This is a genomic window from Streptomyces sp. H39-C1 (genome assembly GCF_027158125.1).
Classification (GTDB): Bacteria; Actinomycetota; Actinomycetes; order Streptomycetales; family Streptomycetaceae; genus Actinacidiphila; species Actinacidiphila fildesensis.
The window spans coordinates 33,000-57,297 of record NZ_JAPVLS010000065.1 but is presented as its reverse complement, the minus strand read 5'-3'; the positions used below and the strand labels follow the sequence as shown (position 1 = coordinate 57,297).

The 24,298-nt window shown below is 68.0% G+C and carries 27 protein-coding genes and 2 pseudogenes; 16 read left to right on the top strand and 13 right to left on the bottom strand.

Going from position 1 to position 24,298, the window contains the following annotated elements; genetic code table 11:
* The first annotated feature begins 673 nt into the window (after positions 1 to 673).
* The 4 genes from O3W51_RS33445 to O3W51_RS33430 all read left to right on the top strand — a co-directional run bounded on the left by O3W51_RS33445 (position 674) and on the right by O3W51_RS33430 (position 2,143).
* Positions 674 to 922, top strand: a complete 249-nt coding sequence (locus tag O3W51_RS33445; protein ID WP_269288185.1) for a hypothetical protein — start codon at positions 674 to 676, stop codon at positions 920 to 922.
* Positions 919 to 1,080: a hypothetical protein gene (locus tag O3W51_RS33440; RefSeq protein WP_269288184.1), complete on the top strand. Its 162-nt coding sequence runs from the start codon at positions 919 to 921 to the stop codon at positions 1,078 to 1,080. Before O3W51_RS33445 ends, O3W51_RS33440 begins: the two co-directional genes overlap by 4 nt.
* Before the next feature lie 452 nt (positions 1,081 to 1,532).
* Positions 1,533 to 1,895 (top strand): hypothetical protein, encoded by a 363-nt coding sequence (locus tag O3W51_RS33435; protein ID WP_269288183.1) that lies wholly within the window; start codon positions 1,533 to 1,535, stop codon positions 1,893 to 1,895.
* Positions 1,892 to 2,143 (top strand): hypothetical protein, encoded by a 252-nt coding sequence (locus tag O3W51_RS33430; RefSeq protein ID WP_269288182.1) that lies wholly within the window; start codon positions 1,892 to 1,894, stop codon positions 2,141 to 2,143. Before O3W51_RS33435 ends, O3W51_RS33430 begins: the two co-directional genes overlap by 4 nt.
* A 234-nt stretch (positions 2,144 to 2,377) precedes the next feature.
* Here the strand turns inward: O3W51_RS33430 and O3W51_RS33425 are convergent, their stop codons facing one another.
* Both O3W51_RS33425 and O3W51_RS33420 read right to left on the bottom strand, forming a co-directional pair.
* The gene (locus O3W51_RS33425; RefSeq protein WP_269288180.1) at positions 2,378 to 2,569 is read right to left on the bottom strand and encodes a hypothetical protein; all 192 of its coding nucleotides are present in this window, start codon (positions 2,567 to 2,569) and stop codon (positions 2,378 to 2,380) included.
* A 160-nt stretch (positions 2,570 to 2,729) separates the two neighbouring features.
* Positions 2,730 to 3,833 carry a hypothetical protein gene (locus O3W51_RS33420; protein WP_269288179.1) on the bottom strand — a complete coding sequence of 368 codons (1,104 nt, stop codon included), beginning with the start codon at positions 3,831 to 3,833 and terminating at the stop codon, positions 2,730 to 2,732.
* Positions 3,834 to 4,094: 261 nt separating this feature from the next.
* Between O3W51_RS33420 and O3W51_RS33415 the strand changes: the two genes are divergently transcribed.
* Complete coding sequence (locus O3W51_RS33415) at positions 4,095 to 4,280, top strand: hypothetical protein (RefSeq protein WP_269288178.1); 186 nt, start codon at positions 4,095 to 4,097, stop codon at positions 4,278 to 4,280.
* A 37-nt stretch (positions 4,281 to 4,317) separates the two neighbouring features.
* A pseudogene (locus O3W51_RS33410) lies at positions 4,318 to 5,162 on the top strand (IS5 family transposase).
* 43 nt (positions 5,163 to 5,205) lie between these two features.
* Here O3W51_RS33410 and O3W51_RS33405 read toward each other — a convergent pair.
* Positions 5,206 to 5,736 (bottom strand): TetR/AcrR family transcriptional regulator, encoded by a 531-nt coding sequence (locus O3W51_RS33405; protein WP_269288177.1) that lies wholly within the window; start codon positions 5,734 to 5,736, stop codon positions 5,206 to 5,208.
* Positions 5,737 to 5,834: 98 nt separating this feature from the next.
* On the opposite strand from O3W51_RS33405, the gene O3W51_RS33400 reads away from it, so the two are divergent.
* The 4 genes from O3W51_RS33400 to O3W51_RS33385 all read left to right on the top strand — a co-directional run bounded on the left by O3W51_RS33400 (position 5,835) and on the right by O3W51_RS33385 (position 8,244).
* Entirely contained in the window at positions 5,835 to 6,230 is a 396-nt protein-coding gene (locus O3W51_RS33400) for a nuclear transport factor 2 family protein (protein ID WP_269288176.1), read from the top strand.
* Positions 6,227 to 6,721, top strand: a complete 495-nt coding sequence (locus O3W51_RS33395; RefSeq protein WP_269288175.1) for a DUF1772 domain-containing protein — start codon at positions 6,227 to 6,229, stop codon at positions 6,719 to 6,721. The genes O3W51_RS33400 and O3W51_RS33395 overlap by 4 nt, the downstream gene beginning before the upstream one ends.
* A gap of 208 nt (positions 6,722 to 6,929) precedes the next feature.
* Positions 6,930 to 7,925, top strand: a complete 996-nt coding sequence (locus tag O3W51_RS33390) for an ATP-dependent DNA ligase (protein ID WP_269288174.1) — start codon at positions 6,930 to 6,932, stop codon at positions 7,923 to 7,925.
* Between the two features lie 64 nt (positions 7,926 to 7,989).
* Positions 7,990 to 8,244 (top strand): hypothetical protein, encoded by a 255-nt coding sequence (locus O3W51_RS33385; RefSeq protein WP_269288173.1) that lies wholly within the window; start codon positions 7,990 to 7,992, stop codon positions 8,242 to 8,244.
* Between the two features lie 297 nt (positions 8,245 to 8,541).
* On the opposite strand, the gene ku is transcribed toward O3W51_RS33385, so the two are convergent.
* Together ku and O3W51_RS48995 are read right to left on the bottom strand one after the other, a co-directional pair.
* Positions 8,542 to 9,477 (bottom strand): non-homologous end joining protein Ku, encoded by a 936-nt coding sequence (gene ku, locus O3W51_RS33380; protein ID WP_269288171.1) that lies wholly within the window; start codon positions 9,475 to 9,477, stop codon positions 8,542 to 8,544.
* Between the two features lie 197 nt (positions 9,478 to 9,674).
* Positions 9,675 to 10,331, bottom strand: a complete 657-nt coding sequence (locus O3W51_RS48995; protein ID WP_443048368.1) for an endonuclease domain-containing protein — start codon at positions 10,329 to 10,331, stop codon at positions 9,675 to 9,677.
* A gap of 96 nt (positions 10,332 to 10,427) precedes the next feature.
* On the opposite strand from O3W51_RS48995, the gene O3W51_RS33375 reads away from it, so the two are divergent.
* Both O3W51_RS33375 and O3W51_RS33370 read left to right on the top strand, forming a co-directional pair.
* Complete coding sequence (locus tag O3W51_RS33375; protein ID WP_269288170.1) at positions 10,428 to 10,964, top strand: hypothetical protein; 537 nt, start codon at positions 10,428 to 10,430, stop codon at positions 10,962 to 10,964.
* A 562-nt stretch (positions 10,965 to 11,526) separates the two neighbouring features.
* Positions 11,527 to 11,847, top strand: a complete 321-nt coding sequence (locus O3W51_RS33370) for a hypothetical protein (protein WP_269288169.1) — start codon at positions 11,527 to 11,529, stop codon at positions 11,845 to 11,847.
* An 84-nt stretch (positions 11,848 to 11,931) separates the two neighbouring features.
* Here O3W51_RS33370 and O3W51_RS33365 read toward each other — a convergent pair whose 3' ends face one another.
* Positions 11,932 to 12,936 carry a DNA polymerase Y family protein gene (locus O3W51_RS33365; protein WP_269288168.1) on the bottom strand — a complete coding sequence of 335 codons (1,005 nt, stop codon included), beginning with the start codon at positions 12,934 to 12,936 and terminating at the stop codon, positions 11,932 to 11,934.
* A gap of 5 nt (positions 12,937 to 12,941) precedes the next feature.
* Complete coding sequence (locus tag O3W51_RS33360; protein WP_269288167.1) at positions 12,942 to 16,382, bottom strand: DNA polymerase III subunit alpha; 3,441 nt, start codon at positions 16,380 to 16,382, stop codon at positions 12,942 to 12,944.
* A gap of 227 nt (positions 16,383 to 16,609) precedes the next feature.
* Here O3W51_RS33360 and O3W51_RS33355 point away from each other — a divergent pair, with 227 nt between their 5' ends.
* Positions 16,610 to 17,008: a hypothetical protein gene (locus tag O3W51_RS33355; RefSeq protein ID WP_269288166.1), complete on the top strand. Its 399-nt coding sequence runs from the start codon at positions 16,610 to 16,612 to the stop codon at positions 17,006 to 17,008.
* Positions 17,009 to 17,227: 219 nt separating this feature from the next.
* Here O3W51_RS33355 and O3W51_RS33350 read toward each other — a convergent pair whose 3' ends face one another.
* From O3W51_RS33350 to O3W51_RS33330, 5 genes and pseudogenes are all read right to left on the bottom strand, one after another.
* Positions 17,228 to 17,677 carry a hypothetical protein gene (locus tag O3W51_RS33350; RefSeq protein ID WP_269288165.1) on the bottom strand — a complete coding sequence of 150 codons (450 nt, stop codon included), beginning with the start codon at positions 17,675 to 17,677 and terminating at the stop codon, positions 17,228 to 17,230.
* Between the two features lie 14 nt (positions 17,678 to 17,691).
* Positions 17,692 to 18,519, bottom strand: a pseudogene (locus tag O3W51_RS33345) (IS110 family transposase); the annotation flags it as partial.
* Between the two features lie 155 nt (positions 18,520 to 18,674).
* Positions 18,675 to 18,842: a hypothetical protein gene (locus tag O3W51_RS33340; protein ID WP_269288164.1), complete on the bottom strand. Its 168-nt coding sequence runs from the start codon at positions 18,840 to 18,842 to the stop codon at positions 18,675 to 18,677.
* Positions 18,843 to 18,880: 38 nt separating this feature from the next.
* Positions 18,881 to 19,138 (bottom strand): hypothetical protein, encoded by a 258-nt coding sequence (locus O3W51_RS33335; protein WP_269288163.1) that lies wholly within the window; start codon positions 19,136 to 19,138, stop codon positions 18,881 to 18,883.
* The gene (locus tag O3W51_RS33330; RefSeq protein ID WP_269288162.1) at positions 19,135 to 19,596 is read right to left on the bottom strand and encodes a hypothetical protein; all 462 of its coding nucleotides are present in this window, start codon (positions 19,594 to 19,596) and stop codon (positions 19,135 to 19,137) included. Before O3W51_RS33330 ends, O3W51_RS33335 begins: the two co-directional genes overlap by 4 nt.
* A 198-nt stretch (positions 19,597 to 19,794) precedes the next feature.
* On the opposite strand from O3W51_RS33330, the gene O3W51_RS33325 reads away from it, so the two are divergent.
* The gene (locus tag O3W51_RS33325; protein WP_269288161.1) at positions 19,795 to 21,099 is read left to right on the top strand and encodes a hypothetical protein; all 1,305 of its coding nucleotides are present in this window, start codon (positions 19,795 to 19,797) and stop codon (positions 21,097 to 21,099) included.
* Entirely contained in the window at positions 21,096 to 21,677 is a 582-nt protein-coding gene (locus tag O3W51_RS33320) for a GNAT family N-acetyltransferase (protein WP_269288159.1), read from the top strand. The genes O3W51_RS33325 and O3W51_RS33320 overlap by 4 nt, the downstream gene beginning before the upstream one ends.
* A 26-nt stretch (positions 21,678 to 21,703) precedes the next feature.
* Here O3W51_RS33320 and O3W51_RS33315 read toward each other — a convergent pair whose 3' ends face one another.
* Entirely contained in the window at positions 21,704 to 21,952 is a 249-nt protein-coding gene (locus O3W51_RS33315) for a hypothetical protein (RefSeq protein WP_269288158.1), read from the bottom strand.
* Between the two features lie 312 nt (positions 21,953 to 22,264).
* Between O3W51_RS33315 and O3W51_RS33310 the strand changes: the two genes are divergently transcribed.
* Positions 22,265 to 24,073 carry an ATP-dependent nuclease gene (locus O3W51_RS33310; protein WP_269288157.1) on the top strand — a complete coding sequence of 603 codons (1,809 nt, stop codon included), beginning with the start codon at positions 22,265 to 22,267 and terminating at the stop codon, positions 24,071 to 24,073.
* Positions 24,074 to 24,298: the final 225 nt, after the last annotated feature.

The following is a 24,298-nucleotide window of genomic DNA, read 5'->3' as shown; positions in this document are numbered from 1 at the left end:
AGGAACGGAGAGACGAACTCCCACTCAGCATCCGAAAGTTGAGGTCGAGACACCCCACCGTTCTACCCCAAAGCCCCCGCCCCTACCGCCCGGGGACCCACGAGATCACAACCCCACACACGCCCTAGGACGCACAGCCGCTCAGCGACTCGATGACCTCCGCGAGCCCTGGTACGAGGCGGGACGGGCCGCGCGCGAAGAGTTGGGACGTCGCTATGCGGACCAGGTCGAGGCCCTCGTCGCGGGACTCGCCCCGTTCTGCGACCCGGGAACCACCCGGCTCCGCCGAGGGGCCCTGACCGCGCACGCCCGTGGGCGGTTGGTTCGGGAGCTCAAGGAAGCGCTCGCGGACGGTCGCTGGCGCACTCTGCTCACAGCCCCCACACCTCGGGATGCCCCGCTTTAGTCGCCCAACGCGCAGGTCAACGGGCGTCGGGGCGACCATGCCGTCCGCGTTCGCGTGTCGGGCCTGGAGCACATCCGACCGTCGGACCCCGAACACAAAAGCCGCCACCCCCCGCCTTGGGCCACGAACCGCTTCGTGGGAGGCGGCCGGCCGAAGCCGCGCCCGAAGGCGTGAACCCCCACCCTTGGTGGGCGCGGCCACCGGCCACACGAAGAGAGCGTATGGGTACGTAGGTACCCATACGCTGGTGGAGTGGAAGGAGTCCTCATGTCTGACGCTAACGTCCGCATTCCCGAGGAAGCCAAGGACCGGCTCGCCGCGATCGCGGCGAGCGAGGGCCTGTCGCTGCGCGCCTACCTGGCCCGTCTCGCCGAGACGCTACTCACCCCAGAGGAGCGCGCCGAGCAGGCCAGCGCCACGATGCAGCAGTGGAACGGGCCCGCCCCGAGCACGAGCGATGAACACGACCTGGACTGCGAGCTGGACCGACGCGTGGCACGGGCGACCGCCCGGTGAACGACCACCAGGACGAGCGCATCGCGGCCGCCCTCAGCACCACCGCGTCTCTGACCATGACCCTCACGGAGATTCGCATTACGCAGCGGGAACACACGCAGATGTTGCGCTCGATCATGCACCGATTCGGCATCGAGGACCCTACTCGCGGCCAGTGATCTGCCACGCAGCGCCAGCCGCGCAGGTTGCGGGAGATGTGTCGCGCTTCGGGCGTTCCAATGGAACGGTCAGCGGGGCAGACATCGCAGCCTTGTCCCATCACCAGCGCACGAGCCTGGCTAATGCTGAGCTCGTCGCGCATCGCGTCAACGTGCGGGGTTCGCCGGTCGTGGGGCGGGCCATGGAGAAATGCAGAGGATCAGGCGATGCCCCGGCGCCAGCGCCGGGGAGCCAGGCGGTGGGCGAAGTCGGGTCGTCCTCCTCAGCGCCTCCGCCATCAGGTCGTCTCGCACCTACTGCGGGTGGCCGGTCAGGTTAGGCCGCACCCCACGCTCCTCTTCCATCTGACCAGCAGGTTCGCCATTTCGTCAGCGCCGCTTCCGATGCGCGGTTCCTCGGTAGACTCGGACCCCGCGGCAGGGCATCAGCTCACAGAGGGGTTCTTCGGCGCATGACGACGCAGCCTCATGATCACCATGGCGGGGAGCGGATTCCTCGCCCGGACCGGACGCCCCCGGCCCTGCGCGCTGCCCTGGCCGCCGTCGCCCCAAACCGCCTGGCGGAGATGGAGAAGCACAAAGACGAGGCCTTCGCCGCGATGGCACAGGACAGCAAGATCAGCCATGTCCACACCTGGCTGGCGTTCTGGGCCCGGGAAGTCGAAGTCGAGCGGCGGCCCGATCTCGCCCAACGGCGGAATCACGCGTTGAGGTCGCTCCACACGACCACTGGCAAGGACGATCCCGCGTTCCGTGCCGCGATGGATGAGCTGAGCGCCGTTGAGGCCGAAGCGGACCAGGCGGTCAGTGGGTGACCTGGCGGTGGGAGTACGACCCCTCACAGGAGTACGTCATCGGCGGGGCCCCGCCGGCGTTCGTCGCCGAGGTCGAGAAGAAGGCTGAAGAGCTGGTCCGGGCCGCCTCAGCGAAATATCTGGACGGCACGACGTACCAGGACGTCGGCCCCGGTGCGGCGATGCAGCCCGTTACCGGCGGAATGTTCCTCTACCTCGTGGTGCCCCGCCATGAATGCGTGTATATCCGGCAGGTCCAGTACCTCTAACTGGCCTTTGGCTTAGCCAAGAGGGGAGTGCCTCCCGTCCCAGCTCATGTTCCGGACGCTGCTGCTCGGGTTCTTGAAGACACATCGGCCCGCCACGCTGGAAGAGGTAGGAAGCACCGTGTATCGGTTCCAGAACGATGGGATCCGCGTCGCGGACCAGCCGCGGAGCTGACTCCGGGCGTGGCGAGCCCGGCCCGGGCCGAGGAAGTACGCGGCCGGGCCGTTAGCTGGGGCTTACAGGTAGCGATCGAGGGGTTCGGCAGCGAAGATGCCGTCGTAGAGCACCGCGTTGGTCAGCACGAACCGCTCGGCGCGGCCGCCCACGACGTGGGCGAGGACGGTGCCGGCTGGCCGGGTGCTGATGAGCTGCCCGGGATGCCGCGGTCGCCTGGGGGCGAGCAGGGTGTAGCGGCGGATCGAAATCATGATCGTCCCTCCGGGAGCGGGAGCTTTCGACGGGCAGCTCCTCGCCCTTTGAGGTGGCTCGCGGCTCCCAGGACAGCAGAAGAGCGGAGACGTGCTCTGCGCGGCCGCCCGGACCCGCCACCGGCGCGTACGGGGCGGTGCGGCTGGCCGGGCGCAACGACTACACGCCAGACGCCGACGACGGCTCGCCCTTTTCCGGAGTCCGAAGCCTGGCCGTCGTAGCGAGCCCCTTCTGCCGGATGGTGAGCTCCCTCAAACAGACCTTCACCGCGTCCCGGGCGAGCCCCTGATTGGTGACCTGCCAGCGGTACGGCTCGTATCGTTCGCGGCCCAGGCGGACCCACCAGTCCATCAAGCCGAGCGCATCCGGGCTGGTGCTGTCGAGAGGGGCGGAGCGGGCGTGACGGATCAACCCGAACTCACGGAGCCGCTGGCAGCCGTCCTCCCAGGCGTCGCGGCGCAGTCCGAATTCCTCCAGACGTGCCTTCCCGTACAAGTACACCCCAGCTTCGGCGTGCGTATCGCGGGCCCACTGGCTGCGGGCCTGCAGGATGAGCCAGGTGGCGATCTCGGACGGGTTGAGTACCTGGATCCATCCATTGAGGAAGAAGTCAGCGGGGACCGTGAACGTCGCGTCGGACAGGTGGTTCGCGGGCACGGTGTATGTGTCGGGCGTCTGGTGGTTGCCCCTGCCGGTCTCCTTCATGAGCGAGAACTGTTCGTATAGTCGCCGACCGCCGTTTTTAGCTCGCGGCACTTGGACCAGCGCCCGCTCGGACTCCCCGGGGCCCAGTTGGTCCTTGTCGGCTCCAAGTTCCTCCAGGGTTCTCAGGGCCGCCTGGATCTGCCGAAGGCGCAGGTGAAGCCCGTTTCTGTCCTGCGCGGTCTCGTGCATATACGTCTTCGATTGCGTGTCGTACGCCCCGTCGATCGCAACGAAGTCCGACCAGGAGCCCCTGCCCGTGAGCGGACGGTCGCTCACCCACGGCTCGTCCACTGGCAGTCGGCAGTGGGCCTCGAAGATGGCCAACAGGTAGAAGCGCTGCGCGACCCCTCGGGGCAGAACCAGCTGGGCCGCAGAAGCCCGCTCGGTGGTGTCGCTCCGCCGCTGGACCAGGTCAGTGCGGAGGACGACGCGCGCTGGTTTCCGGCCGCGTGTCCAGACGGCCTGGAGCGCCGCGCACGCCCCGGCGACGGCCCTGTTCCTGTCCATCTCCGTCAGGCGCCGAAGTCGCCGCTCGTTGGTCTCCAGGGCGTCAGCCACATGATCCCCCGTCTGAACGTTTTGATCCCAACGTTTTGATCCGCATAAGAGAACTCTATCTATATACACATAGATGTCTGGGTGCGGATCAAAACGTTTTCAGCACCCCACCGGAGGGCCTCCACGGGGGAGGAACATGGTGTTTAGAAGCCCCGTGGGGGCTCGGCGGCAACGCCGTTCGCAGACATGCGAACGGCCCCGGGGTTCAGCCGGGGCCGCTCCAATTCGAAGAACTCGATCTATCCAATGAAGGAGTTTTACGTGACCCACCGTACAACTCGCACCACCTCATCAACCAACCCACCCGAGCCACTGTCCCAGCGATGGGCGCTCATCTTCGTCGGCGCCATCGTGGTGGGGGCGGTCGTCTTTGTCCTCGGTGGCCCCGTGGCCGGACTCGGTGCCGCGGGGTGCACCGTACTCGGCCTGCACAAGGTGCTGGCCTAGGCAGTTTCGTTTGGATCATCTGATCGTTGGTCTGGGTATGCCGTTGACTGACGCGCAGTGGGCGCGGATCGAGCCGTTACTCCCGGGCCGGACGCCGAAGTGAGGTGGCCGGTGGCGGGATCACCGTGAGGTGATCGACGCGATCGCCTTCAAATTCCAGACCGGCTCGCAGTGGGTCCACCTTCCGGAGAAATACGGCAACTGGCGCGGCGTCTACAACCGACTGCGGATGTGGGCCGTCGACGGCACCTGGGAGCGGGTGTTCACCACGCTGATGGCCCAGGCCGACACCGACGAGGACCTGAACTGGGCCGTCTCCGTGGACTCCACCGTCGTGCGAGCGCACCAGCACGCGGCCGGGGCCCGCAAAAAGGGGCCCTGGCCGACGAACCGGACGACCATGCCATCGGACGGTCCCGTGGCGGACTGACCACGAAGATCCACTTGGCCGCCGACGGCAACTGCCGGCCCCTGGCCTTCCACCTCACCGCCGGGCAGGCCGGTGACGCACCCGCCTTCACCCAGGTCATGGCCCGCCTACGCGTTCCCCGCCCGGCAGGACGGCCCCGCACCCGCCCTGACCTGGTCCTGGCCGACAAGGCGTACTCCTCCCGCGCCATCCGCGAGCACCTCCGCACGCGCGGGATCCGCACCGTCATCCCCGTCCCGGCCGACCAGCAGGCGAACCGGCGGCGGCGCGGCAGTAACGGCGGCCGACCACCGGCCTTCGACCGCGAGGCATACAAGCAGCGCAACACCGTTGAGCGGTGCATCAACCGCCTCAAGCAGTGGCGCGGTATCGCCACCCGCTACGAGAAAACCGCCACCATTTACCTCGCTGGCCTCCACATCGCAGGCATCTTCCTTTGGTCCACCCGATGATCCGACGGAGCCGACGGGAAGTCGCCGAATGGCCCGCCGCCTGTCACAGCGAACGGCCAGGGGCCTCGGCGCTGCACAAGCGCATCACTGACGACCGGAATTGCTCCGCCGCGCCCTGCGACTCCATGCGACCGATGCGGATCTGCTGGTCGGCGGCGTGGCCGAGTGCGATTACCGCGGCAACCAGCCAACCGATCTCCAGGCCGACCGTGAACTCGCCGCTGGCGCGCCCACGGCGGATCAGATCCTCCAGACGCTGCTCGATCGGCACGTGACGTGCTGCGTCGGCCTCTGAGTCGCTGTCTGAATGGCCGAACGCCGCCTGCTCGGCCAGCAGGGTTCCGGCCGCGGTGAGGAATCGGCCGAGGGCCTCAGTGGCCGTGCCGGCCTCAAGATCAGCAGCATCCAGCACGGCGAACGCCCGGCGACTCAGCTCATCGCGCACCGACGCAAGGAGTACCTCACGGGTACCGAAGTGCACGTAGGCGGTCTGCCGTGTGACACCAGCGACGGAAGCGATCTCCGCCATGCTCGCCTCGGGGCGCTCGGCAAGCACCCGGACCGCTGCCGACACCAGGGCGGCACGGTTGCGTTGGACCTCTACCCGCTGACGGCGACGCCTTATCTCTGACACGATTGACAACTATATGGCATACCTCAAGACTGACAGGCATGTCAGAAATAACTGAGCTGGCGGCGCGCCGCCTCCTGATCGACTACACCCGTGACATGGCTCTCTCCGACGAGGAGCCGGAACGGATCGTGGGTCGTACCCTGACCGACGATGCGGTCTGGATCACCGACGGCACTGAGCTCACCCGCGACCAGCTGATCGCGCACGCGACCCCGGCCCGCAAGAACGTCACCGCCAGCGACATGCGGATCGACGATCTCCTCATCGACGGCCGCCGATTCGCCGCACGCTGCTGCCTCAGCGCGCAACACCGCAAGCTAGGCCACGCGGTAATCGAATGGCTCCTGATCGGCGAGGTCGCCGAAGACGGACGGATACGACGAATCCACCAACTCGGTCATACGCCCGTTACCGATTCGGAGACGGGGGAGTGATCCACCTGCGCACCCGGCTCGTCCAGGGCCTCGCTCTGATGTCCACCGGCACCCTCGCCGGCGCATTCGGCTACGGAGCGGCCAACCTCGTTCCCACCTTCAACGCCGTGCCGCTCGACTTGAGGCTTTCCTTCCACACCCAGTTGATGCAGATGAACGGCATCACCATGCAGGGCGCCATGGGCATATCGGCGCTTAGCGCCTTCGCGCTGGCCGCCAAGACGCGTGGCACCTCACGGCGACTGGCCGCAGGGGCTGGGGTCCTCACTGTCGCCTCCTTCTTGATCACCCGTCTCGGCAACGTCCCCATCAACGGCCGCATCAAGCAGTGGGCGGCCACCTCGGCGCCCGCCGATCACGCCGAAATCCTGGCTCGGTGGGAGACGTTCAACTACGCACGCACAGGCACCGCATTCGCTGCCTTCGCGCTGCTGATCTTTCTCTCCCTGCCCCGAAGCCACACTGCTCAAGATCCAAACGAGAGGCCCTAGCCGGAGAGCCGGGGCGTCCTTGCGGGCGTCCCCGCTCGGGCTCACCTGCTACAGATATTCGCTCTGTTACCCGTACTCGCTGATCGTCGGCCAGGGAGAACGCGCCCGCTCTTCGACATGACAAGCACCTGTTATCTCACCGAGGCCCGCGCGGAAGTCGGTCAGCGCGCCGCGCCCTGTGCGCGGATGAGCGTGGTAGCTGTCAGTCATGGTGTGGACGCTGCCCGAGCCGATGCTCGCCGAGGCCGTGAACAACCCGGCGCTGCCCCTGGGCTTCGCGGCTGAGCCGAAGTGGGACGGCTACCGGGCGCTTGTGGCCCGGCATGCGGACGGGCATATCGTGATCCGCTCGCGGCGCGGCACCCTCATGACGACGGCCTTTCCGGAGATCACCGCCGCCGCATCCGCTTCTCTGCCTGCGGATGTCGCGTTGGACGGCGAGCTGATCGTCTGGGAGGAGGGACGGCTGGCGTTCGAGCGACTGCAAGGACGGCTAAACCGCACCGCTGCAGGTGCCGCAGCATTGGCCGCCCAGTGGCCGGCCCATTTCGTGGCGTTCGATCTCCTGCGTCATGGCGCCACCGACCTGACGAGCCGCCCGTACGCCGAGCGCCGCGCAGCACTGGAGCAGCTCTTCGCGGACTGCGACCTGGGGCCGCCCTGGGCGCTGTGCCCGTCGACGACCGATCCGCAGGTCGCGGCAGAGTGGCTGTCCTGGTCAGCGGTGGGTATGGAGGGGCTCACCTTCAAGCGACTGACCCAGCGCTATTTGCCGGGCGAGCGTCGATGGCAGAAGTACCGCTCCCGGGCCAGCACGGAGGCGATCGTGGGTGCGGTCAGCGGCTCACTGTCGGGGCCCACCACGGTGCTGCTGGGACGATTCGATGCCGCCGGGCGCCTGCAATACGTCGGCCGCAGCACGGTATTGGCACAGAAGTCGAGCCGGACCCTGGCCGAACAGCTCACCCGGACTGCGGGGGAGCACCCGTGGACGGGGTGGTCGTTCTCGGCCGGCTGGGGCAGTAAAAGGAGCCTGGTCGTGGAGTTGGTGGAGCCGCTGCTGGTCGCCGAGGTGGCTGCGGACGTGTCGCTGGATTCGTCGGGGCGGTGGAGGCATCCCGTGCGCTGGCTGCGGGTGAGATCCGACCTCGCCACCGGCGACGCGCCGCTGTTCGGATCTGGCAACCGGCCCGCCACCGGCTGAAGGTGCGTTGCGCGGCGCGCGTGCTGCGGATGCGGGTGGTGGGGGTGGCTGGCAGGGTGAAGCGATGGATCAGCATGCGCGGATCGTGGTGCACCCGATGCTGGACGGCGAACGCCGGGTTACTCTGGACGGGGAACTCGTTGGCCGTGCCGTGGTGCCGGGCGACGTCGTGGCGTTCGCCGCCTTGGCTGGCTTGAACGCCACCTGGGCGTGCTTGCGCGATCCGACGATCGTGGAATGGCGTGGCGACGGCCCGGACACCTGGAACAGTCCATCACCTCACGAAGACGTAGAGCCTGTGGGACGGCCAACCGAGTGATCAAGGTGGGGCCGGCGCGGGGTATTCTCGCGATGGATGGTTCGGGTGCGGTACGCATGGGTCATGGGTCAGCGCGGGAGACCATGCCCGCGCTGGTCCTTGTCGCTCCGGGTACGGATCCATCTCCCACCCGGAGCGGACAGGCCGCCGGTGTATCGGCGCGCGGAGCTGCCTCCGCGATGAGATGCGCCAGCTCACAGATGGCTGTTGCTCGGGCGGATAGCAGCCACCTGCTGGTTCGCATCAGAACCGCCGGAAGGCGTAGGCAGACAGCTCCGCGCACCTGACGGGTGCGTCTCACGCGCTGCGCTTGCGCGCGGCGGCCTTCTTCGCCGGCGCCTTCTTGGGCGTCGCCTTCTTCGCCGTCGATTTCTTTCCGCCGCTGGCCTTGGGTGTGCCGCTGGCCGCGGTCTTCTTCCCGGACGTCTTCTTTGCGGCGGCCTTCTTGGCGGTCTTCTGCGTCGGGGCGATGTCGTGGACGGTGGCGTCCTGACCGCGGTTCTCTTTGGCCTGGGCCAGGCTCGCCTGCAGCGCCTCCATGAGGTCGACGACCTTCCCGGCCGCGGGCGCGGGGGCGCCGGCCGGGGCGACTTCAGCGCCTTCGACTTTGCTCCTCACCATGTCCGCCACCGCGGCGGTGTACTGGTCTTCGTAGGCGTCCAAGTCCGCGTCGCCCAGTGCGTCGATCAGGGCGATGGCGGCGTCGATCTCGTTCTCTGCGAGCTGCACCTTCGCGGTGGGGGCGGCCTCGGCCGACGGCTTCATCTCGTCGGGCCAGTGCAGGGTGTGGGCGATCAGCACGTCCTCATACGCGTAGATGAGGACCAGCTGCTCCCGGTTGTGCATCGCCACCTTGCCGACCGCAGCCTTCCCCGCTCGGGCGAGGGCCTGGCGCATGAGCACGTACGGGGTGGCGTACTGGGTAGCCGGGACGCAGTCCATGCCGAGGAAGCCGCTGATCTCGATGGTCTTGGCGGTGGGCAGTGGCATGGCGGCCAATTCGTCGTCGGTGATCTCCACCAGCGTGCCATCCGGGGTCTCGTAAGCCCGGCCGATCTCGTCCTGGTCGAGGACCTTGTCCTCCACCTCGCACTTCTTGCGGTACTGCACCGGCCCGTGGTCCGCCTTGTGCATCTGCCGAAATGGGATCTTGTGACTGCTCACGGTCGACCCAAGCTTCACGGGAATGCTGACCAGGCCGAAGCTGACCGTCCCGGACCACAACGGTTTCATCGGACCGATCCCTCCGCTGAGCAGGTCATATTCCGACGCTATGGCCGCACCCGCCGACCCGCGACCGCAGCGAACCAGTGACACACCGCGATGCGCGCGGTGCGTCGGGTGCGGCTCTCATGGCGGCTCAGAGCGTGGTTGCCGAACTGTCAGCGCAATCCGAAAGGCGCGCCGTCGGAGAACGGAGGCTTGTGGCTCTACTGGCTCTTGAGGAAGTCCCTGACCAGGTCGGCAATTTCTGCTGGGCTCAGTTCGCGGGTCCACTTGTGGGTGTGCGTGTGACATCTGATCGCAAACCTCGTGGATCCGTCGTCTATGAGGATTGGGCGCTGGATGTAGGGGCGGTCGATACAGCCCTCGTGTCCTTCGGTCGCCTCGAGGTGCGCTGCGGCCAGCGCAGTCTGGTAGCGGCGAGGAAGGGTTCGTTCCCGGTGGCAGGCAGGGCACTGGAGGAGATGGGACACGCTGCCGTCCTGGTCCAGGAAGTGACGTCCTGAGCCTTCGGCCCCGTTGCATCGGGCGCACAGGGGGCCGCGGACGTAGCCATGCTCATGGCAGTGATCCCAGACCGACGCCGGACTGCTCTTGCAAAGCCGGCACAGGTAGTCGGTGGCACGGTGTGTACTGCGAAGGGACGCGTAAAGGGAGCCGTGGAGATGTCCTGCGTAGGTGGAGTGGGAAGATGCCGAGCACGCAGGGCAGACAGTGACGTATTGGGTTGGGCCGGGTGTTCGCCAGTCCCTGTTGTCGGGGCCTTTTTCCCCGCAGGAGAAGCACAGGCGGGCGGCGGCCGTCAGTTCCTTCTCCAGGTCTTCCCAGCGGTCTAGAAGGTCGTGGTAGGCGCGGGGGAGCATCCAGTGGGTGCCTGACCAGGTCAGGAGACCCAGTGGTTGGGTGGTCGCGATGGTGTTGCCGCCCGCCCGCACTTTGAACTGCGCCAGGGTGAGGCCGTGAGGCAGGCCATCGGCGCCGAGGTCTCGGTGGGCGTAGCTCTCCGCAGGACGGATGAGCTGGTCCACTGCGGCCTGATGTGCGGCAGCGTTGTACATCCATCTTCGGATGTCGCGGCGCCAGTCGTTCCGCGCGTACCAGTCCCCAAGATCAGGACCGTACTGTCGCTCGGGGAGATCAACTCTTACCAGGTCCTGTACATCCACCGGGAGTTCCACAAGGGACTGGGCAGCACGGCGTATGTCTCTGTCATCGAATCCCCAGGAGCCCTTGGACTTGAAGCCACGCAGGGCTACATCGCCGACTACGACGTGCCCGTGGCGGACGAACACGCCACGGATGGTCAGGTCGGCCGGATGGATGGGTATGACGCACCCCTTGACCAGCTCCACGAGGGTGGACCGGGCCAGTTTCGGGCTCATGTGCATGCCCGGATGATGACAGCGGGTACTGACACCATGCTGCGCATCCAGGCAGACAAGGAGGTGGAAGCGCTGGCCAAGGCTACCCATCAGGATCTGCACAAGGTCAGCTGAGCCAGGCCCCGCTCGGGGTGCAGGGCAGCGTTCAGGCGCTGCGCTTCGCGGATCGTGTGCTGGTGTTCTTCGCTGGGGGCACTACCGAACGCCGCCGTGGTGAGAGCACGTGCCGCGGCCACGCGACGGCGAAACGGATCCCTCCCGACAGAGCGAGCCTGGCCCGGCGTAGACCGGGCTCGGCACTACCAGCTCGACCGCGGTCGTCGTTGCGTCCGGGTAGGCGGGTCCGGCGGGTCGGTCGTGGTTACCGCCGTAGACGATGAGGAGAAGGATCAGGCCGATCACCGGGACGGCCATGACGGCGTAGCCGATGGCCATCACTTTCGGATCCGTTCTGACGTACATAGATCTCCCCCGGTCTGCTGGCTATTGTCCCGCCGCGGCGTCGGCAGGTGGTGTTTCCACCCGCTCACGTCCTCCGGGCAGCACTCGCCGACGACTTGCAATACGGAGATCTCGAGGTTGAGCCGCTTCACATGGTCAGCGACGTTGCTGCAGGTGACGGTGTCGCCCGGCGTGGGGCGACCGGGTGTCAGTGGGGGCGCATAGCGTGGTGGGCATGCCCACTGCCGAACTTCCCGCCGACCTGGTCGCGCTTCAAGCGGCATTCCAGGACGCAGACGCGGCCGTGGCCGCCTACGTCGAAGCCACCGACCACGCCCCGGTGGATGCACCCGCCGACGGCCAGGAACCGGCCCCCAGCCGGAAGGTGTGGAGCGACGAAGAATCTGATGAGTTGGAGCGCCTGCGGGCCCTCCGGATGGCAGCCCTGAAGGCCCTGTGGGGACACCCCGTGGTGACGGCCGCCATGGCCGGCGGCACCTGGAAAGACCTCCACATCCAGCTGAAGAAGGCTGTCAGCGCGCCTGGGTGGGCGTAGGACCTTCGTCCGAGCGAGTCTCTCGCCCGGGACATCATGTCGGCGCGCATCGTGGTCGGACGGGCCACGGAAGGTGGTCCGTAGTCAGCTCGCGGCCGGGTGACGTGGTGCCAAGGTGGCCGGCCGGACGGCGCCACTGCCGAATCGGGCGTTGGCGCGGTCGATGACCGGTTCGATGGCCATGCGGTCCGCTCTCACCTGGTCCAAGGTCAATTGCTCGGCTGCCGTGGCGGCGGGTCGAAGGTCTTCGACGCGCAGTGCGACACGGCGGACGCGGGCCCGCTGCAGGCTCAGTGCCGCGTACATCCGGTATGCGGCTCCTCGCAGGTCGTCGTTGTGGGCGGTGGGGATGAGGGTGCAGGTGCGGGTGGTGCTGGAGCGGTCGGCGTAGCGGAGGGTGAGGGTCAGCGCGCCGGCGACCTGTTCCTCGGTCCGCAGGCGGGCTCCGAGCTGGTCGCTGAGGTCCAGCAGGACGCGGCGGTGCTGGTCCGGCTGGAGTTCGTCCCTGGGGAAGTCGTGCTCGGCGCTGAGCGAGCGGGCGGCGGCCTGGGGGGTGACCGGGCGCGGGTCGAGGGCGTGGGCACGCTCGTGCAGGGCGCGGCCGGCAGCTGCGCCCAGCAGCCGCTGGACGGTCAGCAGCGGGGTGTCCGCCAGGTCTCCGACGCGCCGCAGTCCATGGCGTGCCAGTACTTTCGCGGTGGCCGGTCCCACACCTGGCAGGGCGCTGATGGGTTGCGGGCGCAGGAACTCCTCGATGGCGGCCGGGTCGGAGTCGATGACGGTGATGCCGCCGGGCGGTGTGGCAGCACAGGCCATGGCGGCGATCAGGCGGTTGGGGCCGCAGCCCAGGGTGACCTGCAGGCCCAGCAGGGCGAGGACGCGGACGCGGATGAGTTCGGCCAAGGAGCGGTCGTCGCGGTCGAAGTACCGTCGCGCACCGGTCACGTCGAGGTCGGCACCGTCAGGCGGAAGTACCTGAAGGCGCGGTGAGATTCCTTCCAGAATCGCCATCGCTTGGTCGAAGAGCTCCGGGTCCTCGCCACGGGTGTGCAGGTGCGCGTGGATGATGTGGCGGGCGGTTTGTTCCATGCGGATCACCCGGCGCTTCCGGAGCTGGTGTGCCCGAGGGATTTCAGATTCGCGGACCGTGTACCGGCGGACTGCAGGTCCGCCCACGGATGCAAAGTGGCGCCGCTGGTTCCGTTGACGAGGGTGCGCCGCGGGGATTGGGCGGGCGTGGCTTCGGGGCGGATGTCGCCCAGCAAGCGCAGGACGGCTTCGGGCCCGTCGTCCCGGCGGGCGGCGGCGAGGGCTTCGAGGTCCCAGACGCGGGTGCCGACGACGGTGCGGCGCGGTCCGCGGCGCTGGACCGTCCCGCGGACCAGGAGCAGTCCGCTGTGGAAGATGGTGTGAGCGCAGGCGGGGTGGGCGTCCTCGAAGAAGGCCAGATCGACGAGGCCAGAGCCGTCCTCGAGGGTGACGAAGATGATGCGCTTCCCGGACGCGATGGGCGGGGTCTGGGTCGAGGCACGCACCCCGGCGACCAGGACGCTCTGGCCGGATTCGAGAGCGCCCAGGTGGGCGGCGTCGGTGGCGCCGACCTCCCGTAGCAGCCGGTGGTGGTGCTCCATCAGGTGCTGGCTGACGTCAATGCTCAAGGTCTCGAGCTCCGCGCCGAGGGCTTCACGGCCGGTCATCTCCGGCAGGCCGCTGGGGGCGGAACTGGTACTGATGTCCTGCAACGGCAGCTGCCCGTCGCCCTGGTGACCACGGGCGTGACGATGGAGCTCGGCGATCTGCAGGAGCAGATCCCGGCGGGTCAACGACCCGCGCAGAGCGTCCAGCGCCCCGACTTCCGCGAGACGTTCCGCGGTCGGCCGTGCCGGGCGGGCCCGCTGCCACAGGTCCTGCAGTGAGGCGTAGGGCTGGGCGGATACCAGCCGGGCAACCTGGTCCTCGCTGATGCCTTTGACCGCGGAGAACGCCAACCGCACACCCCAGGTGTCGTTGTCCATCTTCTCCACGGCGTGGGTGGCCCCGGAGTGATTGACGTCGACGCCGAGGACAGGCACGTTGTGCCGTCGGGCATCCGCGACGATCACCCGCTTCGGCCACATCCCCGGATCGTGCTCCAGCAACCCGGCGTACAGGGCGGCCGGATGATGCGCCTTGAGCCACGCGGACTGCAGCGCCGGCACCGCGAACGCGACCGCGTGCGCGCGGCAGAACCCGTACGACCCGAACGCCTCGATGATCTCCCACACCTCATCCAGGACCGCCGGGGCGTAGCCGCGGGCACTGGCTTCCCGGTGGAACCACTCCCGCAGCTTCGGCAGCCGGCTCTTGTCGCCCAGAGCGCGGCGGGCAACCTCCGCGAGAGCCCGGTCGCAGCCGGTGAGGATCGCGAGCATGTCGATGATCTGCTCGTGCCAGATCGTCACTCCGTAGGTGTCGGACAGGACGGGTTCGAGGTCGGGGTGCGGGTATTGGGGGGCGGCGCCGTGGCGGGCGGCGATGTACTGGGCGGGCATCCCGCCGGCCACCGGGCCCGGACGGAACAACGAGATGTCCGCGATGACGTCCTGCGGGTCACGGGGCTGCAACCGGCCCAAAAGATCTTGCTGGCCGGGGCTCTCCAACTGGAACAAGCCGATGGTGTCGGAGGCTTGGATCAGCTTGAACGCGAAGAAGTCGTCCAGCGGCACCTGGTGGGCATCATCGAGGTCGATGCGCTGACCCGTCGTGCGGTCGATCTCCGCGACGGCGTGCGCCATCGCGGACTGCATCCGCACCCCCAGCACATCCAACTTGATGAGCCCGAGGTCTTCGACGTCCTCCTTGTCGGCCTGCACCATCGGGTATCCGCCCGGGGTGGGCTGCACCGGCAACCGGTCCAGCAGGGTGGCGTTGCTGACGATGACGCCGCACGGATGCATCGCCATCCCCCGCGGCAACGCGTCCAGGCCCTCGGCGAGCTCCCACAACGGCCCGAACTGGGTTGCCACCGCGGACAGGTCCCGCAGTTCCGGCAGCTCGGCCATCGCTGTGGTGATGTCGCAGGCCCGGATGTGCGGAAACGACTTCGCGATCCGGTCCACGCTGTCCGGGGCGATGCCCAGAGCCAGGCCGGTATCACGCAGGGCGTGGCGGGCCCGGTAGGTCTCCGGCATCCCGGTGACCGCGACGCGATCCGTACCGAACCGCTCGATGATCCGGTCGTAGACCTCCAGACGGCGAGCGGACTCCACATCGATATCGATGTCCGGCAGCGATTTCCTCCGGGCGCTGAGAAACCGCTCGAACAGCAGATGGTGCTCCAGCGGGTTGGCGGTAGCGATGTACAGGGCGTGGTTGACCATCGAGCCGGCACCCGAACCGCGGGCGGCGACCCGGATCCCCATCTCCCGCACATCCGCTACGACGGCCGCCACCGTCAGGAAGTACGTGTCGTACTTCAGGCTGGCAATGACCGCGAGCTCCTCTTGAAGCCTCTGCACGGCGGCGGGGTCGCGGTCCAGGCCGCGCCGGACCATGCCCGTCTCACACCGCTCGCGCAGCAACGCCGCCGCCTGTCCCGGACCATCGCCGGCGCCGACCACGGACGGCTCGGGAAAGTGCGGAGTGCCCAGCCCCAGGTCCACCACCGGGTCGATCCTGCACTGCTCCGCGGTCCGCACCGTCTCCGCGATCAACCGCTGCGCTCGCTGAGGCCCGGTACCGGCTGCTTCGGCGATGCGTTCCGCGGCCGCGGTCATCGCGATCGGGTCTTTGAGCCAGCGCTCTCCGGTGTCGAGGTGCTGGCGGTCGATGGGGCGCAGCAGGCGAGCGGCGTCCAGGACGTCCGCGAGTCGATGCTGGTCGCGGTCGGCGTAGCGGACCGCATTGGTCAGCACGACCGGGACACCGAGCCGGTCGGCGAGCATCAGGGTGCGGCTGGCCAGCCGCAGTGACCCAGGCCCGGTGCCCTGCAGGCCGAACCACACCACCTCCAAGCGCAGGTTGTCGCCGACCAGCTCACGCCAAGGGGTCAGGAGCTGCTCGGCCAGGCGCTCACGGCCCGCGGCCAGGGCTCGGACGGGTTCGGAAGCCGGCCCCACCAGAACCGTCAGCCCGGCGTCGGCATGCTGCGCCAGGGCGGCCCACGACACCACCGGTGGACCCGCAACAGGGCCGGCGTACGCGGTGGAGATCAAGCGGCACAGGCGGGCCCACCCGTCAGCGTGCTGGGCCAGCAGCGTCACCCGCAGCGGTGCCTCCACCACGTGAGCGCCCCCTCGTACCGGAGTGCGCATCCGGGCCTCAGTGGGCGCATCTTGACGGGGTGCGACCGCAACATCGACGCCGAAGATCGGGCGAACGCCATGGGTGCCGCAGGCTTTCGCGAAGCGCACGGCACCCGTGACATTGTCACGGTCAGTGAGCGCCAACGAATCCATTCCGCGCTCGGCCGCACGGCGCACCAGCTGGTCGACGTGCGCGGCGCCGTAGCGGGCCGAGTAGCCCGACATGGCGTGGAGGTGCGCAAACGGCGGCATTGGCACCTCCAGTCCTCAGCCTCTCGCCCCTCCCGCGGTGTTTTCCGCCCACACCTCGATCATAACTCCCATGCCGTACATTCGTTCGATTAACTACTCTCTGCCGTTTCGGGGTGGCGGAACGATGGTTGGTGGGCGCTGCCGGGGAGGCCCGCCCGGGCGCGGGCGGCGTCACGGCTCATGTTCGGCTGGCGCCGCGCCGATACAGCCACCATGACCACCACTGCATGTACCAACCGACCCGGCTGGCTGAGTCGGTGATCCGACGACCGAACGCCGCCTTCTCCGCGTGGCGGCTGGAGTCCGACGCGGCCGACCAGGAGCGCGGGATCGTGATTCCGGTGACCGAGCTGCCCGGCATGATCGAGGGTCGGATCTGCTTGGAGCGCGCCGCGTGGCTGTGCGGCGATCCAGCGGCGCCCGGTGCCCTGCTCGAGATCCGGCGCCATATGCGCACCGGGCTCAAGATCATTCCTCAAGGGCGACCCGCTCTGTGGTGCCACGACGAACGCTGGCTCAAAGTGTCCCGGAGCCGCCGCGAGGACTGGCTCCGGGACGTCTGCGAATCGCCCACGTGCGGTCGATGCGTACCGCTCCGGATTGCCCAGGCGGGACCTCACGCATAGCGCAACGCCTCCGATGGGTGGGTCCGAGCAGTGGTCGCAGGCAGCCGGCGCGTCCGCGGCAGTGAAACGGCGCAGGCCGAGCCGGGCGTGTGACGTGAGCTGATTCGGCCGGGAGCGGGAGACCGCTCAGGCCGCCGGTGCGGCAGCAAGGCGGATGCAGGAACTGCACCGGCGGCTTCGTGCCGTCCAGCCCCACGGGGGGTGCCCCAATCTCTTTGGTCAAGGTGGATGGGTGCTGGTTTGGGCGTCTGGAACGATGTGCCTGTGCATGCTGATGATCAGGTTGGCGAGGGTGTTTCTGCGGACCTCGCGGCGTTTCTCCGGAACGCTGCCGACGGCCGTCCGGTGAAGGTCGTTTCCTCTGTCTGCGGTGGGTGTGGCGGGCGCGTGTTCTTCGTGCTCGTTGATGATGTCGAGGGCGGTGCTGAGCGGGTGTGCGCTGGTTGTGGCGGCCGCGCGTTCATCGCGGATAGCGAGGAGTTCTGGGAGGACGCGGACCCTGGCGAGGCCTGCTGTCCGTGAGGGAGTGAGGAGTTCGAGACGGCGGTCGCCTTCTCGCTCGCCGGCGACGGGTCGGTCCGCTGGGTGACGGTTGGGCTGCGGTGTCAGAAGGACGGTGCCGCTGGGGTGTATGCCGACTGGAAGATCGACTACGGCCCTACGGATCACCTCCTGACCATGGTCTAGGTCTGCGGAGCGACTGCCCGAACAGGCTGTGGCTCGTAGAAGGTGCCGTCGCGGAGCATCGCGAAGAGGACGTCGGCTCGTCGTCGGGCGAGGCAGAGCAAGGCCTGCGTGTGGTGCTTGCCCTGGGCGATCTTCTTGTCGTAGTAGGCCCGTGATGCCGGATCGCCCAGGGCCGCGAACGCGGAGAGGAAGAAGGCTCGTTTGAGCTGCTTGTTTCCTCGCCGGGAGGGCTGTTCACCCCGGATTGATGAGCCCGAGCTCCGGGTTGCCGGGGCGAGGCCGGCGTAGGCGGCGAGGTGGCCTGCGGTCGGGAAGGTGCTGCCGTCGCCGACCTCGATCAGGATGCGGGCTCCGGTCCTGACGCCGACTCCCGGCATCGAGATCAGGACCTTCGAAAGAGGGTGGTCCTCCAGAAGTTCTTCGATCCGCCCGGCCAGCAGTTTCCGCTGTTCAAGCACGGCCGTCAGCGACCCGGCAAGGCTCGGGACGATCAGTGCGGCTGCCTCGGTGCGTGGAACGACGACGGTCTGTTCGTCCAGGGCGTCGAAGATGTCCTCGACCAGCCGCTCGGCCATCCTCGGGGCCTTCGGCCGTAACACGGTGACCAGACGGCGCCGTCCGGCTGTGCGGATCTGGGCCGGGGACCCGAACCGTTCCAGCAGCGTGAGAACGGCCGGGTGTTGCAACCGCGGCCCCAGCACCCGTTCCAGCGACGGATGGATCTGAGTCAGCAGGCCGTGCAGGCGGTTCGCGACCCGGGTGGCTTCGCCGGCCAGGTCGTCGTCGAACCCGACGATCATCTCCAGCTCGGCGATCGTTTCGTCCTCGCCGTCGATGCCTCCGGGCCCGGTGACACCACCCCCCGGATCATCAACCGCAACAAGGGGGGAAGTCATGCCGGACCCGAAGGCCGGAGGCCCCATTGCGGAGCCACGACAACGGTAACGGGGGGGGAGGGCGCGGACGGGGAATCGGGCCCCTACGCGGGGCGTTCGACGGCGAGCGCAGCGCCCGCGTGCACACGGTAAGAGCCGCCGTCGGTGAAGACCAGGACGACACGGGGTGCTGCGAGGCAGGAGAAGTCGTCGCGCACATTGTCGACCACGCGCTGTTTGCCGTCGAGGGTCACGACATCGTTCTTCTTCACGGTGCACGCAGTGTGCGGGACGGCGGCCACGGCGCCGCTCACCTCCCCGGCGCCTGCAGGGCGTCGGCCGCGAGATTGATGACCTCGGCGAGCCGCGACGCCAGCGATGCGCTGCAACCGCCGAGGGTGACATAGCCGGTCCCGTCGACCGGCATCCCGCTGTGCAGCGACGGCAAGGCAAGGTCGAGCCGGGCGAGGGCCGCCTTGAGGGCAGCTGCGGCCGCATCGCCGGTCGCGCTCGCGTGCTGGTCCCGCTTCGCGCGGGCGGCCTTGTCTTGGGCGGTGCGGGTGGTCATTGGACAGCTCTTTCGTGTGCGGCGTCGGTGAGGGCGATCAGGTGATGCGTGAGCTGGCCGACATCGACCAGGCGCAGCGGGGTGGTTCGAGGGGCGCTGATCCAGTGCGCCGAGATGCTGCCGTGGCCGGTGGTGGGCATCAGCAGGTACCGGCCGGCGGACAGCACCCGGACGCCCGGGACCTCGGCGGCGCACGCGCCGGTGCCGGGCGCGACCATCACGTACAGCAGATCCCGCAGGAGGTCGGCCAGGACGGGGTAGCCGCTGCGGGTGCCGACCCGCATCGCCACCAGCGCGTCCAGGCCGAGCGTGCATGAGTCAATGGCTACCGCGTCCCATTGCCGGCCACACTCCGCCCAACCGGTGGCATCGGTGCCCCGCGCCCACCGAGCACGGCACCGGGCATCAGGGACTGCCAGCTGGTGCCATGAGGCAGCGGGGGCGGGGGCCTTCGCCATGATGGCCATCCTCGGGGTGGGTGTTTGGGTCCCTTCCACGCAAGCAGCCGAGGACATCCGGGTGCGACGCCAGGCCGATGTAAGAACGATGCAAGAGCGCCCGGAACGGGTGATCCGGCGCCAAGGCCCGGGCATGAGGCCGGTGGGAGCGGTACGGTCGCCGCACCCGTCCGACCCACGGATGCTCCGGAGCCTGGCATGGCCGACCGCCGCAATCCCCCCAACGCCCGGCTGCGCGCTGTGCGCGAGGACGAGTTCCAGATGTCCCGCGCCGAGTTCGCCAAGGCCGTCATCGCCACCGGAACAGGCATGGGCGAGAACGTCGGCTGCACCTCCCGGCTGGTCGCGGCCTGGGAGGACGGCGACGTCAGCTGCCCGCGCGCGGTGTACCGGCGGATCCTGACCACCATGGCCGGCCGCAGCAGCGCTGAGCTCGGCTTCCGGCACCCCAATCCGGCACGGACAGCCGGAGCGGACGGCCCCCATGAACGGGAGAGTGCGGTGGAACGGCGTGCGTTCCTGCTCGACAACGCCGGGGCCGCCCTGGCGCTCCCACTCTGCTCCAGCACCGCGCCGCCGGGACGGATCGGAGCGGGCGAGGTCCGTGCCGTCACCCACGCCGTCGCCACGATCTTCAACCACGACCGCGACCACGGATCGAGCCCGTTGCGCCAGGCCGCCAGCCAGGCCCTGCACACCGCCTACCAGTGGCTGCAGGGCGCCACGTACACGGAGCGCACCGGCCGGAAACTTCGTTCCGCTACCGGGGCGCTGTCGATCGCGGCGGGGTGGCTGAGCTACGACTCCGGCCGGGCTGGGGACGCTCACAGCCTGTACGGCGAGGCTCTGGCCGCCGCTCGGATCGCCGACGACCCAGCCCTGGAGGCCCACGCGTTCGGCTGCCTGTCGCTGCTCGCCAAGGCGAAGGGACGACCACGTGAGGCGATCTCCGCAGCCCAGGGCGCGCAGAGTGTCGCCCGGGCTCTCGGCTCCCCACGCATGCTCGCCCTGTTCCACCTACGCGAGGCCGGCGGGTGGGCGCTGATGGGCGACTTGGGCGCCACCGACGCCGCGATCGTGCGCACCCACCGCCTTTACGCTCAAGGGCCCTCCGAAGCCGACCCGAACTGGCTGGAGTTCTTCACGCCGGGCGAGCTCGCCGGCTTGGAGTCGCTCGCCCGCGCCGATCTCGGCCAGCACGAACGCGCCGCTACCGGCGCCGAGCAGGCCGTTCTGCTACACGGCACCGCGTACGCCCGCAACCGCGCCCTGTACACAGCCGACGTTGCCATCCAGCATGCGGTGAGAGACCGGCCCGAGCCGGAGGCAGCAGCCGAAGCCGCGGGCCGCGTCCTGGCGTTCCTCCCCGAGGTGCGCTCCGACCGGCTACTGCAGTCCCTGCACGGAGTCGCCGGCGCGCTACAGCGACATCACCGTGTCCCTGCGGTCGCCGACTGGATCGAGGAGTACCGCACCACCGCCACCGGAGGAGGACGGGCGTGACCACCCCGAGCACCCGCGCAGACGTCGTGATCCGCACCTACGGACCCGGACAGGTCCCACCCTTGCTCGACACCCTCGCCGACATCTGGTCCGACGCCCACCCCGAACTCGTCGACAACCCCGGCGCGACCACCGACGGCCTATCCGCCGACGCGCTACGCCGCCAGATCACCAGCCACCTCCGGCACGAGGGCTTCACCCTGGTCGCCGCGTACACGCACGGCGCCATGGTCGGCTTCGGGTACGCCTTCCCCTGCAGCGCCCAGTACTGGTACGGCAGCCTGCTGCCCGCGATCCCCGAACCCGCCCGCACCGGCCGGCTGATGGGGCTGTGCGAGCTCGCGGTCACCCCGGCCCGCCAATCCCAGGGCATCGGCTCAAGGCTCCACGCCGAACTTCTCACCGCGATCGCCCCGCAATGGTCCTCCCTGCTGGTGCGTCCCGACAACACCGGCGGCCGGGGCTTGTACGACCGGCTCGGCTACACCTATGCCGGCCCCTACCGCAACGAGCCCGACGGCCCGGTTTTTGACTTGCTGCTCCTCCAGGTCATTCAGGGCATCGGCCCGAGGCATTGACGGTGCCGCGCGGTAGCCACGATCGCTTACTGATGACGCCATACTTCGTGCACCCGGTGTACTTCGCTGGTGATCACGTCGCGCAGTTCGGTGTCGTTGCTGGGTGTGTTGCGCCCCAGAGCTGCGGCCACGCTCCGGTAGCGCGGTACTAGTTCGGGATCGTCGCCAGCGAGCAGCGCGGAGAGCAGCGGTTGGTCGGCCGGGGTGGGCTGGTCCGAGCGGATGAGCACTGGCGGGTGCGGGCGATGAAGGACCACCAGGTCGTGTTCGACCACATCGACCAGTACGGGAGACGTCGGCGAGACGCCTGTTCAGCCACCATCTGGTCGACCAGGCGCAGCGCCTGGTGGGCACCCACCACCTGATCCTCGGGCACACCACCTGGGGGCAGGCGTGAGAGGCGGCGCGGTGTCGGACGTCGACATGGAGCGGGTCGCCCTGCGGGGTGCAAGCGCGGCTGGAGCAGCTGTGCCAGCAGGCGAGGACCTGCAGCGAGACAGCCGCGGCCGCGCTGTGGACGGACCGACTGCCCGAGCTCGCCTGCGTGACTCGGCAGCAGTGAATCGCGGCGCCGTAGGCATCAAGACGTGCGAAAGGCAGCAGCCAACGAACGTACCCGCTTGGATGAGTGCCAAGTATCTGCACTGCAGGATGGCGAGGCGATGACGGTTTCCTTCGGGGTATCCAGGATCGAGTTGGTTGACGGGACCGTCGTCGTCCCGGCTTTGGATGGTATGACGGTTTTTATCGGACCGAACAACGCTGGCAAGTCAGTTCTGCTGCGTGAGCTCTCCATCCTGGTGACTTCATATCCAGGAACCCTGCACCCACAGCGTTGGGTCTCGAGCGTCACACTGCACCGGGAGGGCAGTGGATCCGAGTTCGTTTCCTGGTTGCGCGAGCGTGGCTATGAGGCTCGCCGTCAACGCGATAGTCAGCAAATCCTGCTGGCGGGCCCTTCAGACCAGGAGGGTGGAGGGTTGACGCCGGAGTCTGCTGCGATCCAGTGGAACGCCTCCCAGATCAGACCCATTGCCCAGTTCCTGATATCCAGTCAGTGGACTGATGACCGTCTGACAGATCGGACTACGTCGAATTTCTGGGATCAATCGATGCCGCCACAGCATCCTTCGCAGGTTCTATGGGACTCGGAGACCGAGTGTGGCCGGTTTTCCGATTTGATGTACCGCGCGTTCGGGAAGCCGATCGCCATCAACCGCTATGTCCCACAGATCCGTTTGCAGATCGGGTCTACCGGCATGGAGGACACGCGACCACCTGCATCGGCCGCATTGCGTGATGCATACGATGCCCTGCCCTACCTGTCCGAGCAGGGCGATGGGATGCGCGCCTTCGCCAACATCCTCCTGCACACCCTGGTAAGGCCACCGCCAGTGATCGTCATTGACGAGCCGGAGGCCTTCCTTCACCCACCCCAGGCGCGGCTACTGGGCAGATTTCTCGCCATGCATGCTCCGTCTGCGTGTCAGGTCTTGGTAGCGACCCATAGCGCCGACTTTCTCAATGGTGTCCTCGAAGGCAACGCCGCCGGCCGCAGCTCAGCCACTGCCCGGTCGCTCGCCCTGGTACGCATTTCCCGCGGTGACCACACCGTGACAGCACGGGCTCTCGCGGCTGAAGCTGTCACGGACATCCTCGATACACCGGTGCTCCGCTTCTCTAACATCGTCTCCGGGCTCTTCCACGATGGTGTCGTGCTGTGCGAAGCGGAAGGCGACTGCCAGTTCTATTCCGCGACCCTCGACACCGTCCATGGGGCGGAGCCACACAGCAATCTCACCTTCCTGCACGTCAACGGTAAAGCTCGCATTGCCAATGCAGCGCATAAGCTACGTACCTGCGGGATCCCCACCGCCGTCATCGCTGATCTGGACCTCCTCAACGACACAACGAAGGTCAAGCAGGCCCTCAACCTGCTGCACGGCCAGTGGGAGGATATCCGCGACGACCTCCTCTTGCTCCAACGGCACGCGTCCTCCACCGTTGTGGCCACCGCCGCGCGCGAGATCAAGAAAGCCATCAACACTGTCATCGGTAGCCCCGGTGGGTCAGCCGCTCTAAGCCAGCAGCAGATCGACAGCATCATCAACACAATGAAGACGGCCAACGGCTGGAAGCTTTTGAAGGCCAGCGGCGTCGACGGGCTCAGCGGTGAACCCCACAACGCCGCGAACAGACTGATCGACTACTTTGCCAACCTTGGTGTCTTTCTCGTACCCGTAGGCGAACTGGAGTGTTGGGTTCGACAGGTCCCTATGACGAATAAGAGCGCTTGGCTCTCCCAGGTATTTGACGACGGCCACTACAAAAACCCCAGTCCCGCTCTCCGTTCCTTCAGCGCTCGCATCGCCGATTATCTGGCGACCGGCAGTTAGCGCCTGTTTGCGAATACGGACCGCGCAGGTCAGAGGGCTGCGGTTCATGGTGAGAGGGACCGCAGTCGGTGTCGTCGGGCCTGAGGGGGAGACGCTGGCCGTGACCCGCACGGCGGTACGAACGGTGACCTCGGGTTTCGGGGTGCGTTGTACCGGCGTGCCTCAGCCCTCTCCCACCTCGTCCCCCGCTGCCGTGCCGGCGACGAGTGTCTCGCTGCCTTTCTT